Below are 15,027 nucleotides of genomic sequence, written 5' to 3'. Positions count from 1 at the left end.
CAAGCATCTCGCTTGCCCGTTCCCGGAACGTGTCTTCCCAGTGGCCGGATCGTCAGGTCGCAGATACGCCGCGTCCGGCCATAAATGCTTTTTTCCTCCCCAGCGCATGAATGCTGGGCTGATTCCTTGGTTGGCGCAAGTAATTGCTGTCGCAACCGAACGCCGACCTCTGCAACCGGAACCAACCTGCCGTCCTGATCGACGAAACCTGGTCAACCCCGGCAGTGGGATCGCCAATAACGGGATCGGCTCGCGCTGGTTCCAGGCTTGGCACCGGCAGGCCCGAGGCATCCGCGTCAAAAGCGTAAATCGATTTTGAAAAATTCGATGAAAAACAAAGTTGTAGAACGACAGGTAAGTTCAAATTGAGAGCTCGTCACTCTCGCGCGACGGCCGTAACTCTCGCGTGATGAAACCAGGTACTGCCGGACTGGTGCCGCCAGCCTCAGTCGATATCGGCCACCGTTTCACCAGCGCCACCCTCGATCCGCTGCGACAGTGAGGCTTCCATGAAATCGTCGAGGTCGCCGTCGAGCACGCTCGACGGGCTGGTGCTCTCGACACCGGTGCGCAGATCCTTCACCAGTTGATAGGGCTGCAGCACGTAGGAACGTATCTGGTGGCCCCAGCCGATATCGCTCTTCGACGCTTCCGTGGCGTTCGCCACCGCTTCGCGTTTCTTCAGCTCTTCCTCGTAAAGCCGCGAGCGCAGCATTTCCCAGGCCTTCGCCTTGTTCTTGTGCTGGGAGCGCTCCGCCTGGCAGGCGACCGCGATGCCGGTGGCGAGATGGGTTATGCGCACCGCCGAGTCGGTAGTGTTGACGTGCTGGCCGCCCGATCCCGAAGAACGGTAAGTGTCGATACGGACGTCGGATTCGGAAACGTCGATGTCGATCGTATCGTCGATGACGGGATAGACCCAGACGCTGGCGAAGGAGGTGTGGCGGCGCGCATTGCTGTCATAGGGCGAAATCCGCACGAGACGATGCACGCCGGATTCCGTCTTCAGCCAGCCATAGGCGTTGTGGCCCTTGATCAGCAGCGTGGCGGACTTGATGCCGGCTTCTTCGCCGTCATGCACTTCCAGCACCTCGACCTTGAAGCGGCGGCGCTCGGCCCAGCGCGTATACATGCGCAGAAGCATCGAGGCCCAGTCCTGGCTTTCGGTGCCGCCGGCGCCGGCATGGACTTCCAGATAGCTATCGTTGGCATCAGCCTCGCCCGACAGCAGCGTTTCGATCTGGCGCGCCTTGGCCTCGCCGCGCATCGAGCGGATCGCCGCTTCGGCCTCCGCGATGACGCCCTCGTCGCCCTCTTCCTCGCCAAGCTCGATCAGGCCGATATTGTCTTCCAGGGCCTGGGTGAGGCCTTTGACCGCGGCAATGCCTTCCTCGAGGCCCTGACGCTCGCGCATCAGCTTTTGTGCTTCCAGCGGCTCGTTCCAGAGGCTGGAATCCTCGGCGCGGACGTTCAAGTACTCAAGCCGCTTTATGGCTTGGTCCCAGTCAAAGATGCCTCCTCAGCAGGGTGATCGCCTGCCTGATCTCGTCGACAATATTTTGCGTTTCCGCGCGCATGGCTGGCTGTTCTGTCCTGTTGCTGGATGGCGGTTTGGTGGCGCGATACATAGGGACGGCACGGTCTCCTGTAAAGCGCCGGCCCCTGTAATGTACCGGCCCCTGTAAAGCGGAATGAACCGGCTCGACCAAGATCGTCAAGCCGGCCCGACCCGATGTAGCGATTGTCAGTAGAGCCCGCCGCCGCCCGACTGGATGGCCTGGTTGGCCTGCGGCGACAGCGCCCCGCCGGTGGCGTTGGAGCCGTCCGCACCCATGCCGATCACCCAATAGCTGTCGGCGGGACCTGTACCCGGCTTGAAGGCTTCGATGAAGGCTCCGGCGTCGCCCGCGTTGGCCCGCATGCCGGTCTTGCGATTGATCGCAATCAGCTTCATGCCTTCCGGAACCTTGAAGTCGACATTGGGCGTGCCGTCCAGCGCCACGCGCATGAAGTCCTTGAAGATCGGCGCGGCAAGGCCGCCGCCGGTCGCGCCCTTGCCAAGACCTTTCGGCTGATCGTAGCCCATGTAGAGGCCGACAACGAGGTTCGGCGTAAAGCCGATGAACCAGGCATCCTTTTCGTCGTTGGTCGTTCCGGTCTTGCCGGCGATGTGGCGGCCGAGTTCGTTGATGGTGGCGCCGGTACCGCGTTGCACGACGCCCTCCATCATCGATGTGATCTGGTAGGCGGTCATCGGATCGAGCACCTGCTCGGAGTTGTCGACCAGCTCCGGCTCTGGCTGGTTCTGCCACTCGGCGGCGTTGCAGTTCGAGCAGCCGCGTTCGTCCTGCCTAAAGACGGTCTTGCCGTAGCGGTCCTGGATGCGGTCGATCAGCGACGGCTTGATCGACTTGCCGCCATTGGCCATGATCGAATAAGCCGACACCATGCGCATCACCGTCGTCTCGCCGGATCCCAGCGCCATCGGCAGATACGGCGCCAGATGGTCGTAGACACCGAAACGCTCGGCATATTCCACGACCAGCTTCATGCCCATGTCGTTGGCAAGCCGCACCGTCATCAGGTTGCGCGATTTCTCGATACCGGAGCGCAAGGTCGCCGGGCCGGCCACCGTTCCGTCGTAATTCTTGGGCGTCCAGGTCGTGTTGCCGCTCTGGATGGTGATCGGCCCGTCCATGATCACCGAGGCAGGCGTATAGCCATTGTCGAGGGCGGCCGAATAGACGATCGGCTTGAACGACGATCCGGGCTGGCGCATGGCCTGCGTCGCCCGGTTGAACTCCGATTGCGCGTAGGAGAAACCGCCGACCATGGCCAGGACGCGTCCGGTATGCGGATCCATGGCGATCAGGCCGCCCTCCACTTCGGGAACCTGGCGCAAGCTGTAGCTGTTGTCCGAGCCTTCGTTCTTCTGCACGAAAATCACGTCGCCCGGCTTCAGCACGTCGGCCGGCGACTTCGCCTTGACTGTCCTGCCGTCGACCACGTGGCGCATGGCGAAACTCATGTCTTCCTTGCTGACAGTGCCTTCGACGCGGTCCTTGACGATTTCGCCGGAGATCTGGCGCGTCGGCTGCAGGCCGATGGACAGGCCGGTGGCCGAGCTGTCGAGCACGACGGCGAGCGACCATTCCGGCACGTCCTCCAATCGCTTGACGTTGCCCAGCGGCACGCCCCAGTCGCCGGAAATGTCGATGCTCGTGACCGGCCCGCGGTAGCCGCGCAGCGTGTCGAACTTCATGAGACCGTTCTGCATGGCCTTGCGGGCAATCAGCTGCATCTTCGGATCGAGCGTCGTGCGGACGGAAAGGCCGCCTTCGTAGAGCGCATTCTCGCCATAGCGCGCGATGATCTGGCGACGCACTTCCTCGGTGAAATACTCCCCGGCGAAGAGATAATTGCCGGTGCGGCGCGGCGTGACGCCGAGCGGCTCGGCCTTGGCCTTCTCGCCTTCTTCATGTGTGACGTAGCCGTTCTCGACCATCTGGTCGATGACCCAGTTGCGGCGCTCCAAGGCGCGATCGGCATGCTTGAAGGGATGATAGTTGTTCGGACCCTTCGGCAGAGAGGCGAGATAGGCGGCCTCGGCCACGGTGAGCTCGTTCACCGATTTATCGAAATAGGTGAGCGCAGCACCGGCGACGCCATAGGCGCCGAAGCCGAAGAAAATCTCGTTGAGATAGAGCTCGAGAATGCGATCCTTGGAATAGGCCTGCTCGATGCGGAAGGCCAGGATCATCTCCTTGATCTTGCGCTCGTAGGTCTGGTCTGAAGACAACAGGAAGTTTTTCGCCACCTGCTGGGTGATCGTCGAGGCGCCGACCTGGCGCTTTCCCGAGCCAACATTCTGCAGGTTGACGACAATGGCGCGGCCAAGGCCGGTCACGTCGATGCCGGGATGATTGTAGAAGTTCTTGTCCTCGGCCGACAGGAAGGCCGCCTTGACTCGATCCGGGATCGCCTGAATCGGCAGATAAAGCCGCCGCTCACGCGCATATTCGGCCATCAGCGCGCCATCCGACGCGTGGATGCGGGTCGTCACCGGCGGCTCGTATTTGGCCAGCACCTCGTAATCGGGCAGGTCCTTCGACAAATGGCCGATATAGATCGCCACGCCCGCCGCGACCAAAAGGGCCAGCGTCGTGCCGATGCCGAAGAAATAGCCAATGAGACGAATCATACCCGCTCCAGTCCTTGGTTCGGGAATTTCCTAAACGAAGCCGCCCTTCACGCAAGCTTTCGGGACGATCCCAAACCGTAATCGCAAAACCCATGTCGCGACCATGTGGGCAAAATACGGCAGCATGGAATTTCGGTTTCGAATGCCGGAAATAAAAGCACAGGGTGTTGTCGCCGTGCAACGCTGCTTCAGGTTGTGGGCGCCGGCGGGCATTTCAGCCTCCGGCCCCCGTTCCGCTCTTGGCCGAAGCAAACAGTGCAACGGCGTTGGTTATGCTCTGGGTCGCCTTGTTGCGCCAATCGGCGCTGAGCAACTGTGCTTCGTCCTTGGCATTTGACAGATAGCCGAGTTCGACCAGCACGGATGGAACATCCGGCGCCTTCAGCACCTTGAAGCCGGCAGAACGCTGCGGGTTGTTGATCAGGCCGACGCTGGTGGAAAGCTGGCCGACGAGAGTATGGGCAAAGCTCATCGAAAAATTATGCGTCTCGCGGCGGATCAGGTCGATCAGGATATCGGTCACTTCCTTGCTGTCGTCCTTGATCTCCATGCCGGCGAACTGGTCGGAAAGATTTTCACGGTCGGCAAGCGCTTGCGCCTCGGGATCGGAAGCCTTGTCGGACACGGTGTAGACGGTAGCGCCGCGGATGCCCTTGAGGCTGATCGTGTCGGCATGGATCGAGATGAGCAGGTCGGCCTCATGCTGGCGGGCAATGCGCACGCGGTCGTCGAGCCGCAGGAACACATCGGTCTCACGCGTCAGGAACACGTCGTATTTGCCGCCGGCGGCGAGCTTGTCGCGCAGTTCCATGGCGAAGGCGAGCGTCACGTTCTTCTCGACCGTACCGTTCAGGCCCTCGGCACCGCCGTCGATGCCGCCATGGCCGGGATCGATGACGACGGTGAAACGATGGCCCGGATTGGAGACCGGCCCGGTACCGACCCTGCCGGCCTTGTCGGCGGAGACCGTCGAGCCGGTGGTCAGCGCCTGATTGGCGAGCGCCGCATCGAATTCCCGCTGCGACGCCGCCGACATGTCGATGGCGATGCGGTAGCCCTTGCCGTCATCGTTCTTGAGCACGTCGAGATTGTCGACGGCGAACGGTCCCTTGCCGGTGAGAATCAGCCGCGATTTCCTCTCGCCGAGTTCGCCGTAACGCACGGCGCGGACAAGCCCGCGCGGCTTCACATCCTTGGCATTGAGGGCGAATCTCGTGGCCGGCAGATCGATGACCAGACGATTGGGGCCGCGCAGCAGGAACCATTTGATGTCGGGCTCGCGGTCGAAATTGATGACGATGCGCATCTTGGTGGCATCGCCGGCCATCTTGTAGCTTGTGGCACCGAGCGGTGCGTCGGCAGCACGCGAAAGCGGCGAAAAGACCAGGCAAGCCAGGATCAGCGGCAGCAGGCAGGCGGTGCGGAAGAACCGGCCTCCATGATGACGGCCCTTGTCTGCGAAGCCTGCCAGTCCCATCTTTCTACCAGTCGCTCCCGTTTGGCGTCATGCCCGATCGCTTGTCGAAGTGCCTTATTGCTTGTCAAAGTTCTGGCAGGCCGCGAACTCGATTAACGATTGGTATCCAGAGAAGGTTAACCAAGCCTTTTCATGGAAGGCTTGGGACCGGGGCTTCCGCTGCGGAACGGCTTTTTGCCGGCATCGGGAATCGGGGTTGCCTTCCAACCCGCCAAATCATAAAAGCGATGGTGGATCACTGCAATCCTGGAACCGTCCTCCTCCGCAGCTTCCTGCTACAGGTCAGACGCAAGACGGCTCCTTTCGCTTCAGGCGAAGAAGGCATCGGTGATCGCGACGATTTTCGCAGGCGTGCTCCCGTGGCGGGGGAATCGCCTGCGTGAGCAAAACGGCCGGGATTGTCCCGTGCCGGCTCTGTATGAGCAAACAAGCTGGTCCGGTTTTTCCCGGGCTTTGGTTCAAAAGGTTCTGCTGGTGACGATGGCTTCAAGCGCAATCATGGAAAGGTCCGCAACAAACCGCGCCACTACGGCTGCGGGCGGCACCGCCATGGCGCTCAGGCAGCGGCCGGCGGACGTTCAATTGTCCGGCACCCATGTTCCAGGTCCACGGCAGCGGGCATTGTCCTGCAAGCTGCGGCCGACGGCTGCCGGGAGGAAACGAAATAATGCCCAACAAAATGCTGATAGACGCCTCCCACCCGGAGGAAACACGCGTTGTCGTCGTTCGCGGTAACCGTATTGAAGAATTCGACTTTGAATCCCAGGACAAGAAGCAGCTCAAAGGAAACATCTATCTCGCCCGCGTAACGCGCGTCGAACCTTCCCTCCAGGCAGCCTTTGTCGAATATGGCGGCAACCGTCACGGTTTCCTCGCCTTCAGTGAAATACACCCCGACTACTACCAGATTCCGGTCGCCGACCGTCAGGCGCTGCTGCGTGCGGAAGCACAGGAAGCTCAGGACGAAGAGGACGAGGAAGCCGCCGAAGGCGAGGACCGCCAGAGCCGCGACCGTGGCAAGCGCGGACGCCGGCGCGGCGGCAAGAGCCGCGACCGCGGCGAGCACAGGCGCGAGGCAGGCGCCTCCGACGGTGAGAATAGCGAGAACGGCGAAGATGCCGTCGCAGAAAACCTGGATTCCGCTGCCGACAACACCATGTCCGACATTGCCGGACAGAGCGAGGATGCTGCCGGACAGAGCGATGAAGTCGCCGATCGCGGTGAGACCGAGCCGTCCGAAGGCGGTTCCAGTTCCATCGCTGCCAGCGTCGATGCCGACGTAATCTCGGAAGCCGTCCCGCAAGTCGAGCTAAGCGGGCCCGAGAAAGGCGGGGCCGAGACAAGCGGCGAAGCAACCTCCGAAGACAATGATCGCGGCATGCTGGAAGAGGTGCAATCCTCGCATCCGGACGATCACGAGGTCGAATCGGTCGGTGCCGAGGACGCGCTTGAAGAAGTGCGCAACCGCCGCAAGCCGGTGCGCCGCCAGTACAAGATCCAGGAAGTGATCAAGCGCCGGCAGATCTTGCTGGTGCAGGTCGTCAAGGAAGAGCGCGGAAACAAGGGTGCAGCGCTGACCACCTATCTGTCGCTGGCCGGCCGCTATTCGGTGCTGATGCCGAACACGGCGCGCGGCGGCGGTATTTCGCGCAAGATCACCAATGCGCAGGACCGCAAGCGGCTGAAGGAAGTGGTCGCCGATCTCGAAGTGCCGCAGGGCATGGGTGTCATCCTGCGTACGGCCGGTGAAAGCCGCACAAAGGCAGAGATCAAGCGCGACTACGAGTATTTGATGCGGCTTTGGGAAAACGTCCGCAATCTGACGCTGCAATCCACGGCCCCTGCCCTGGTTTACGAGGAAGGCAGCCTGATCAAGCGCTCGGTGCGCGACCTTTACAACAAGGATATCGACGAGATCCTGGTTTCCGGCGAAGAAGGCTACCGCGAGGCCAAGGATTTCATGCGCATGCTGATGCCGAGCCACGCCAAGGTGGTTCAGCCGTTCCGCGACACGACGCCGATCTTTGTGCGCAACGGCATCGAAGCGCAGCTCGACCGCATGCTGCAGCCGCAGGTGACGCTGAAGAGCGGCGGCTACATCATCATCAACCAGACGGAAGCGCTGGTCGCGATCGACGTCAATTCGGGCCGTTCCACCAAGGAGCACTCGATAGAGGACACCGCACTTCACACCAATCTGGAAGCCGCCGAGGAAGTCGCCCGGCAATTGAGGCTGCGCGATCTCGCCGGCCTCATCGTCATCGACTTCATCGACATGGAGGAGAACCGCAACAACCGCTCCGTCGAGAAGCGGCTGAAGGATCACCTCAAGAACGATCGTGCCCGCATCCAGGTCGGCCGCATCTCGCATTTCGGCCTGATGGAGATGTCGCGCCAGCGCATCCGTGCCAGCGTGCTGGAATCGACGATGAAGCCTTGCCCGCATTGCGGCGGCACCGGCCATGTGCGCTCCGATTCGTCGGTCGCGCTGATGGTGGTGCGGGCAATCGAGGAATTCCTGCTCAAGGATTCGCGCAGCCACATTACGGTGCGGACGCCGGCAGCGACCGCGCTCTATGTGCTCAATCACAAGCGCGGCACGCTGGTGGAATTCGAGCACCGCTTCGGCGTGACCATCACCATCGAAGCCGACGATGCGGTCGGTGCACAACACTATGCCATCTTCCGCGGTGCGCTGGCCGAAAAGCCTGAAGGCTTTGTCGAGGCCCGCACGTTCCCGGCCTATGTCGAGCCGGAAGAACCCGAGGACGAGATCGTCATCGAGGAGGAAGACGAGGCACCGGTGCAGGCCGAGCAGCCACATCCTGTCCAGCAGCCGCAGCAGCCAAGGTCCGGCGAGGACGGCGAAGGCCGCGATCGCAAGCGCCGCAAGCGCCGCAGACGGCGCGGCGGCAAGGATCGTGAACACGGGGAACGCGAACATGGCGATCGCGAACACGCGGACCGCGAGCATGGCGCTGCCGTTGAAGGTGCCTCCGTTTCGGCGCCGACGGACGACGCCTTCGTAGCCGCGGCCGACCAAGCCGCCGAAGCGGAACGTGAAGCGCCGGCCGGTGTTGCCGAAACGGCGGAAGCGGCGGACGACGGTCACGGCAAGAAGCGCCGGCGCGGCAAGCGCGGCGGCAAGCGCAATCGCCGTGAGGACGGCGAGGACGGCGTCGAAGCCAGCACCGGCGAGCCAGCCGCCATGACGGAAGGTGCCGTGTCGGAAGCAGAGCCCGTGACCGGCGACCCGGAAGGTGCGCCGCCGGCCGAAGAGCTTGCGGTGCTTGCTCCGGCGAACGACGACATGCCGAGCGCCGCAAAGCCGAAGAAGCCGCGCCGCGCCGCCAAGCCGAAGAAGGTTGCGGCGGAAGCAGTTGCCGAGATTGCGGGCGCCGAGACATCGGCTGCCGAGGCCGCCTCCGTGGCTTCCGGCGAGACCGCCGCGCCGGTTCCGCAGGAGACCGAAGTGGCGGCTGCCGAGGAAACGCCGAAGGTCCGGCCGTCGCGGCGCAAGCCCGCACCGGTGGATGCTCCGGTCGTGCCGGTCGTCTCCTCGATCGTTCCCGAAGAGGCAAAGACCGAGGAAGCAAAGGCCGAGGACAAGCCAAAGCGTGCCGGCTGGTGGCAACGGAAGGGCTTTTTCTAAGCCTTTCCGTGCATTAGCCAGACTTTCTGATTAAAAAAATCCCGCGTTGCCGATCGGCTGCGCGGGATTTTTTGTCCGAATTCCAGGCGACAGGCGCTATGGCGCGAAGATCGACCAGTTCATCGTCTTCGCCAGTTTTTCCAGCGCGATCGAGCCCAGCCTGGAATTGCCGTTGGCGTTGAGGCCGGGCGACCACACGGCAAGCGAGGCAACACCCGGCACGATCCCCAATATGCCGCCGCCAACGCCGCTCTTGCCGGGAATGCCGACGCGGAAAGCGAAGTCGCCGGAGCCGTCATAGTGGCCGCAGGTCAGCATCATCGCACCGATGCGGCGGGCGCGCTCGGCCGACACGACGGAATGCCCGGTCGCCGGGTTCTTGCCGCCATTGGCGAGGAAGCGGCCGGCCAGCGCCAGTTGCCGGCAGCTCATGGCGATAGCGCAATGGTGGAAATAGACGCCCAGCGCCAGTTCCGGCGCATGGTGGAGATTGCCGAACGATTTCATGTAATTGGCAAGCGCGAAATTGCGAAAGCCGGTGGCGCGTTCGGACGCGGCGACCTCGCGGTCGATGATGATCGTGTCGTCATCGGCCAGGAACTGGATGAAGCGCAGGATCTCGCCGATCGCCTCGCGCGGCTGATGGCCGGCAAGCAGGATATCTGAGACCACGATGGCGCCGGCATTGATGAATGGATTGCGCGGAATGCCGTTCTCGTGCTCGAGCTGGACGATCGAGTTGAACGGATTGCCCGAAGGTTCGCGCCCGACCCGCTGCCACAGCGCGTCGCCGACATTGCCGAGCGCCAGCGTCAGCGTGAACACCTTTGAGATGCTCTGGATCGAAAACGCCTCGTCGGCATCGCCCGCGGTCAGCACGCGGCCGTCATTGGTCACCGCGGCAATGCCGAATTTTTTCGGATCGATCTTGCCGAGCTGGGGAATATAGCTGGCGACGTCGCCGCGATCGGTACGCTCCGCCATTTCGGCAGCGACCTCGCGCAATGCATGTTCGAGTTGCGGCGCCTGTTCAAGCTCCGGCATCGTCGCCCCCGCTACTTCAGCCAGCGTTCGATACGCGCCATCGCCTCGACCATGTCGTCGTGGCTGCCGGCGTAGGAAAAGCGCATCGTGCGATGGCCTTGCAGCGGATCGAAATCGCGGCCCGGCGTCGCCGCCACATGCGCCTCGGCCAGCATCCGGCGCGCAAACGCCATGCTGTCATTGGTGTGCCTGGTGACGTCGCAGAAGGCGTAGAACGCGCCGTCCATGGGCGCGGCCAAAGCAAAGCCGAGCTCCGGCAGGCGCTGCATCAGGAGCTCGCGGTTCCAGGCATAGCGCGCCTTCACCGCTTCCAGTTCTGGCGTCGCCTTGAATGCCTCGATCGCGGCAATCTGGGACAGCTCGGGCGGCGAGATGTAGAGGCTCTGGGCGATGCGCTCGACCGGCCGCACCAGTTCCTGCGGGAGCACCATCCAGCCGATGCGCCAGCCGGTCATGCAATAATATTTCGAGAAGGAATTGATCACCGTCACATCCGCGCCGAAAGAAAGCGCGGTCGTGTCGGGTGCCGCATAGGCCAGCCGGTGATAGATTTCGTCTGAGATCACCGCGATGCCGAGCTCTTGCGCCGTCTTGACCAGCGCCTCGAGATCGCCGGCGGGAATGACCGCGCCGGTCGGGTTGGCCGGGCTGGCGAACAGCACGCCCTTCAACGGTTTTTCGCGATGCGCGGCTTGCAGGTGCTCGGCATGGAGATAGGCAGCGCCGTCGAGCTCGATCTCGGCGATGTCGATGCCAAGCGCGGCCATGATGTTGCGATAGGCAGGATAGCCGGGCGCAGCGATGGCGACGCGGTCGCCCGGATCGAACATTGCCAGGAAAGCGAGGTTGAAGGCAGCCGACGATCCGGTGGTGACAGCTATCCGCTCGGGCGAAACGTCAAGCCCGTAATGCTCGCCATAATGCGCCGCGATCGCCTTGCGCAGACCGGCGAGGCCCAGCGCGTCGGTATAGCCGATGCGGCCAGCTTTCAAGGCGTTGGCCGCCGCTTCACGAACCCCGGCCGGCGCCGGATCGGAAGGCTGGCCGACGGCCATGGAAACGACCGGCAGGCCCTTGGCTTTCAGCCGATTCGCCTCGGCCAGGATGTCCATGGCGTGGAACGGTTCGACCGCGCCGCGGCGCGAAAGCGAAACAACCATTTTTCAATCCACCACACTTGTCCGCACGTGCCGGCCATGCTGGCCGCGCCGCACAAATGCCCGATTGGTGTGGGGATCACAAGTTCGGTAAGTTTAGGCTGCCGACTTTTCATCCTTCGCCCACTCGTCTACCAGTGGACCTGCCATGTTGAGCCGACCCAGATCGACGATCGCCAGGACAGCGCGCGCCATCGCGACGCTTTCGCTTGCCGCGGTGGTCGCCATGGCCGGCTCGGTCAACGCGTTTGCGCAGAATGTGCCGGTGGTGCGCGATGCCGAGATCGAGGCGCTGGTACGCGATTACGCGCGGCCGATCTTCAAGGCGGCGGGCTTGTCGGGCGACGCCATCAACATCGTGCTGGTCAACGACCAGAGCTTCAACGCCTTCGTTGCCGGCCGTCGCCTGTTCATCAACACCGGCGCGCTGATGACGGCCGAAACGCCCAACGAGATCATCGGCGTCATCGCCCACGAGGCCGGCCATATCGCCGGCGGACACCAGCAAAAGTTGCGCGAACAGCTCGAGCGCGCCAAGACGATGGCGATCCTGGCGACGCTGCTTGGCGCCGGCGCCATGGTGGCCGGCGCCACCAGCAACAGCCGCGGCCTCGCCGGGGCCGGCATGGGCGTTGTGGCCGGCGGCGGCGAGATGGCGCAACGCAGCATCCTCGCCTATCAGCGCACTGAGGAGATGACTGCCGACCGCTCGGCGATCACCTATCTCAATGCAACGGGCCAGTCCGGCATGGGCATGTTGAAGACGTTTGGCCGCTTCCAGAACGCATTGTCGCTCTCGGGCGCGCAAGTCGATCCCTACAGGATCAGCCATCCGATGCCGCAGGAGCGTATCGCCAATCTCGAAGTGCTGGTGAAGCAGAGCCCTTACGTCGACAAGGTCGACCCGCCGGCACTGCAGCAGCGCCACGATATGATGCGCATCAAGATCGCCGCCTATATGCAGGGCCAGGCCGCGGCGTCGCGATTGATGCGCAAGAATCCCGGCAGTCTCGCCTCGCGCTATGGCGACGCGCAGATGACCTATCTTTTCGGCAATCTGGCCTCGGCGCTCACCAAAACCAACGCGTTGATCAAGGAACAGCCGAAAAATCCCTATTTCCAGGAATTGCGCGGCGACATCCTGATGAAGGCGAACAGGCCGAAGGATGCTGCTGACGCCTATGCCAAGTCGGTCAGCCTCGATCCGGCGCGATCCGGGCTGCTGCCGGTCTCTTACGGCCAAGCGCTGATGGCCATCGGCACGCAGGATTCACTGAAGAAGGCGGTGACGCAGATCAACACCGGCCTCGGACGGGATCGCGAAAACGCCGACGGATACCGCTATCTGGCACAGGCCTACGGGGAACTCGGCAACATCCCGGCCGCCGAGCTTGCAACCGCCGAAGGGCATTTCTATTCCGGCGACTACAAGAATGCGAAAATCTTCGCCATGCGGGCGCAGCAGACCATGAAGCGGGGCGAGCCGGGCTGGCTTCGCGCGCAGGACATTATAAACTACGCACCATCAGGTAAGAAGAAGTGAACCTTTCGGAAGCACGCTGCGACACAGCCAAACCGAGCGGACCCGAACACAGGCAAGAGGATCGAGGATCATGACCAAGGCAATTCTGCTGGGCACTACCGGAGTGGCAGCGGCCCTCGCCATGCTGGCGTTCGGCTTCGTCGCCGGAAATCCGCAGACCGCGAAGGCCGGCACGGCGCAGCTTGTCCAGATGGCATCCTCGGAAACCAAGCTCGACCGAACCGAAGTCGAAGGCATCGTCCGCGACTATCTCCTGAAGAACCCGGAAGTGCTTCTGGAGGCCCAGCAGGCACTCGAGGCCAAGCAGAAGGAAGAACAGCGCGTCGCTAGTCTCGGCGTCATCAAAGACGCCAAGGACCAGATCTTCAATTCCTCCTTCGACGGTGTTGTCGGCAATCCGAACGGCAAAATCACCATTGTCGAGTTCTATGATTACAATTGCGGCTACTGCAAACGTGCCATCGACGACATGCGCGCGCTGACCAAGGCCGATCCGGACCTGCGTTTCGTGCTCAAGGAGTTCCCGATCCTCGGCCCGGATTCGCAGAAGGCGAGCGTCGTCTCGATGGCTTTCCATTTGATGAAGCCGGAGAAATACGGCGAATTCCACAATGCGCTGCTCGGCGGCCAGGGGCGCGCCACCGAGGCGGCGGCAATCAAGGTGGCGCTGTCGCTCGGCGCCGACGAGGCGGCGCTGCGCGAAAAGATGAAGGATCCGAGCATCACCGAGGCCTTCTCCAAGACCTATGACCTCGCCACCAAGCTCGCCATCACCGGAACGCCGTCCTATGTCGTCGGCAACGAGGTGGTGTTCGGCGCGCTTGGCCAGGAAGTACTGGCCGAAAAGATCGAGGCGGCGAAGGCGGCGCTCTGATCAGCTTTCGGGTTTCGATTAGGCTGCGGGTTTCCGGCACGGGCCGTTTTCCGGCTGTTGTGGACGGCGAAAGAACGCACTTGCGCTCTTTTCGCCAGCGTCTATGCCCATTATAGAGGGTCCGGCGCGCCGGCTGAGCCGCGCCGGGAAAGGTCGGCATTTTTTGAAAACGGTTTTCGTCCTGAACGGCCCCAATCTCAACGCGCTCGGCAAGCGCGAGCCGGGCATCTATGGCGGTAAGACGCTTGCCGCGATCGCCGACGACTGCAAGCAGGCAGGTGCTGCACTGGGGCTGGAGATCGATTTCCGCCAGTCGAACCATGAGGGCGACCTCGTCGACTGGATCCAGGAGGCCGCCGACAAGGCCGCCGCAATCGTCATCAATCCGGGCGCCTACGGCCATACCTCGATCGCCATTCACGATGCCATCCGCGCTGTCGCGCCGCTGCCGGTCGCTGAGGTGCATCTCTCCAACATCCACGCGCGGGAACCATTCCGCCACGTTTCCATGGTCGCGCCGGTCGCCGTCGGCATGATCTGCGGGTTCGGGCCGCTCGGCTACACGCTGGCGCTGCAGGCGCTGGCTGCACGCCTATGACCGGCCAACAAACAGAAGGCTCGAAAATGTCGATAAAGAAGAACGGTGTTGACCAGCAGCTGATCCGCGATCTGGCGGGCATACTGAACGACACCAACCTGACCGAGATCGAGGTCGAGCTGGGCGATCTGAAGGTGCGCGTCTCGCGGCAGGCGCCGGCCGTCCATGCGGTCGCCGCAGCTCCGCCGGCAGCCGCGCAGCCTGCGGCAGCGACCGCGCCGGCGACGCCCGACGTGTCGAAGAACGCCGTCGCCTCGCCAATGGTCGGCACCGCCTATCTGGCACCGTCGCCCGACGCCAGGCCGTTCATCGAAATCGGCCAGAAGGTCAAGGAAGGCCAGACGCTGCTGATCATCGAAGCAATGAAGACGATGAACCAGATCCCCTCGCCGCGCGCCGGCACGGTGACGGCGATCCTGTTTGAAGATGCACAGCCGGTCGAATATGGCATGCCGCTCGTCGTGATCGAGTAGAGCCGGGA

At 62.8% G+C, this 15,027-nt stretch carries 11 protein-coding genes; 5 read left to right on the top strand and 6 right to left on the bottom strand.

What is annotated here, in order from left to right; genetic code table 11:
- Nucleotides 1-52: 52 nt before the first annotated feature.
- The 4 genes from AC0L2X_RS24355 to AC0L2X_RS24340 form a co-directional block, all read right to left on the bottom strand.
- On the bottom strand, nucleotides 53-364 hold the full coding sequence (locus tag AC0L2X_RS24355; protein ID WP_352492522.1) for a hypothetical protein: 312 nt from the start codon (nucleotides 362-364) through the stop codon (nucleotides 53-55).
- A gap of 81 nt (nucleotides 365-445) precedes the next feature.
- Nucleotides 446-1,577 (bottom strand): peptide chain release factor 2 gene (prfB, locus tag AC0L2X_RS24350; protein ID WP_352451084.1). Its coding sequence is split into 2 segments (ribosomal slippage): nucleotides 446-1,510 and nucleotides 1,512-1,577, totalling 1,131 coding nucleotides; the frame shifts between segments, so codons are not numbered across the junction.
- 167 nt (nucleotides 1,578-1,744) lie between these two features.
- Nucleotides 1,745-4,201, bottom strand: coding sequence for a penicillin-binding protein 1A (locus AC0L2X_RS24345; RefSeq protein WP_473561181.1), 2,457 nt, complete (start codon nucleotides 4,199-4,201; stop codon nucleotides 1,745-1,747).
- 214 nt (nucleotides 4,202-4,415) lie between these two features.
- A complete protein-coding gene (locus AC0L2X_RS24340) occupies nucleotides 4,416-5,678 on the bottom strand; it encodes an N-acetylmuramoyl-L-alanine amidase (RefSeq protein ID WP_352668225.1) in 1,263 nt (420 codons plus the stop codon).
- Between the two features lie 667 nt (nucleotides 5,679-6,345).
- On the opposite strand from AC0L2X_RS24340, the gene AC0L2X_RS24335 reads away from it, so the two are divergent.
- Nucleotides 6,346-9,330 (top strand): Rne/Rng family ribonuclease, encoded by a 2,985-nt coding sequence (locus AC0L2X_RS24335; RefSeq protein WP_473600418.1) that lies wholly within the window; start codon nucleotides 6,346-6,348, stop codon nucleotides 9,328-9,330.
- A gap of 96 nt (nucleotides 9,331-9,426) precedes the next feature.
- Here the strand turns inward: AC0L2X_RS24335 and AC0L2X_RS24330 are convergent, their stop codons facing one another.
- Entirely contained in the window at nucleotides 9,427-10,374 is a 948-nt protein-coding gene (locus tag AC0L2X_RS24330) for a glutaminase (protein WP_473561184.1), read from the bottom strand.
- Between the two features lie 11 nt (nucleotides 10,375-10,385).
- A complete protein-coding gene (locus tag AC0L2X_RS24325; RefSeq protein ID WP_352508565.1) occupies nucleotides 10,386-11,534 on the bottom strand; it encodes a pyridoxal phosphate-dependent aminotransferase in 1,149 nt (382 codons plus the stop codon).
- Nucleotides 11,535-11,679: 145 nt separating this feature from the next.
- On the opposite strand from AC0L2X_RS24325, the gene AC0L2X_RS24320 reads away from it, so the two are divergent.
- The 4 genes from AC0L2X_RS24320 to accB all read left to right on the top strand — a co-directional run bounded on the left by AC0L2X_RS24320 (nucleotide 11,680) and on the right by accB (nucleotide 15,019).
- The gene (locus AC0L2X_RS24320; RefSeq protein WP_473561186.1) at nucleotides 11,680-13,074 is read left to right on the top strand and encodes a M48 family metalloprotease; all 1,395 of its coding nucleotides are present in this window, start codon (nucleotides 11,680-11,682) and stop codon (nucleotides 13,072-13,074) included.
- 70 nt (nucleotides 13,075-13,144) lie between these two features.
- Nucleotides 13,145-13,948 carry a DsbA family protein gene (locus AC0L2X_RS24315; protein ID WP_473561187.1) on the top strand — a complete coding sequence of 268 codons (804 nt, stop codon included), beginning with the start codon at nucleotides 13,145-13,147 and terminating at the stop codon, nucleotides 13,946-13,948.
- Nucleotides 13,949-14,111: 163 nt separating this feature from the next.
- On the top strand, nucleotides 14,112-14,546 hold the full coding sequence (gene aroQ / locus AC0L2X_RS24310) for a type II 3-dehydroquinate dehydratase (protein ID WP_031211260.1): 435 nt from the start codon (nucleotides 14,112-14,114) through the stop codon (nucleotides 14,544-14,546).
- Nucleotides 14,547-14,572: 26 nt separating this feature from the next.
- Complete coding sequence (accB, locus tag AC0L2X_RS24305) at nucleotides 14,573-15,019, top strand: acetyl-CoA carboxylase biotin carboxyl carrier protein (RefSeq protein WP_473561188.1); 447 nt, start codon at nucleotides 14,573-14,575, stop codon at nucleotides 15,017-15,019.
- Nucleotides 15,020-15,027: the final 8 nt, after the last annotated feature.

The sequence above is a fragment of the Mesorhizobium sp. WSM4828 genome (assembly GCF_055811175.1).
Note: the sequence above shows the minus strand (reverse complement) of the source record. Positions and strands in the feature narration are given on the sequence as shown.

Bases quoted from the DNA above. Each gene is read 5' to 3' on its own strand.
- AC0L2X_RS24345 (WP_473561181.1), bottom strand. From the start codon at position 4,201: ATGATTCGTCTCATTGGCTATTTCTTCGGCATCGGCACGACGCTGGCC.
- AC0L2X_RS24340 (WP_352668225.1), bottom strand. From the start codon at position 5,678: ATGGGACTGGCAGGCTTCGCAGACAAGGGCCGTCATCATGGAGGCCGG.
- AC0L2X_RS24335 (WP_473600418.1), top strand. From the start codon at position 6,346: ATGCCCAACAAAATGCTGATAGACGCCTCCCACCCGGAGGAAACACGC.
- AC0L2X_RS24330 (WP_473561184.1), bottom strand. From the start codon at position 10,374: ATGCCGGAGCTTGAACAGGCGCCGCAACTCGAACATGCATTGCGCGAG.
- AC0L2X_RS24325 (WP_352508565.1), bottom strand. From the start codon at position 11,534: ATGGTTGTTTCGCTTTCGCGCCGCGGCGCGGTCGAACCGTTCCACGCC.
- AC0L2X_RS24320 (WP_473561186.1), top strand. From the start codon at position 11,680: ATGTTGAGCCGACCCAGATCGACGATCGCCAGGACAGCGCGCGCCATC.
- AC0L2X_RS24315 (WP_473561187.1), top strand. From the start codon at position 13,145: ATGACCAAGGCAATTCTGCTGGGCACTACCGGAGTGGCAGCGGCCCTC.
- accB (WP_473561188.1), top strand. From the start codon at position 14,573: ATGTCGATAAAGAAGAACGGTGTTGACCAGCAGCTGATCCGCGATCTG.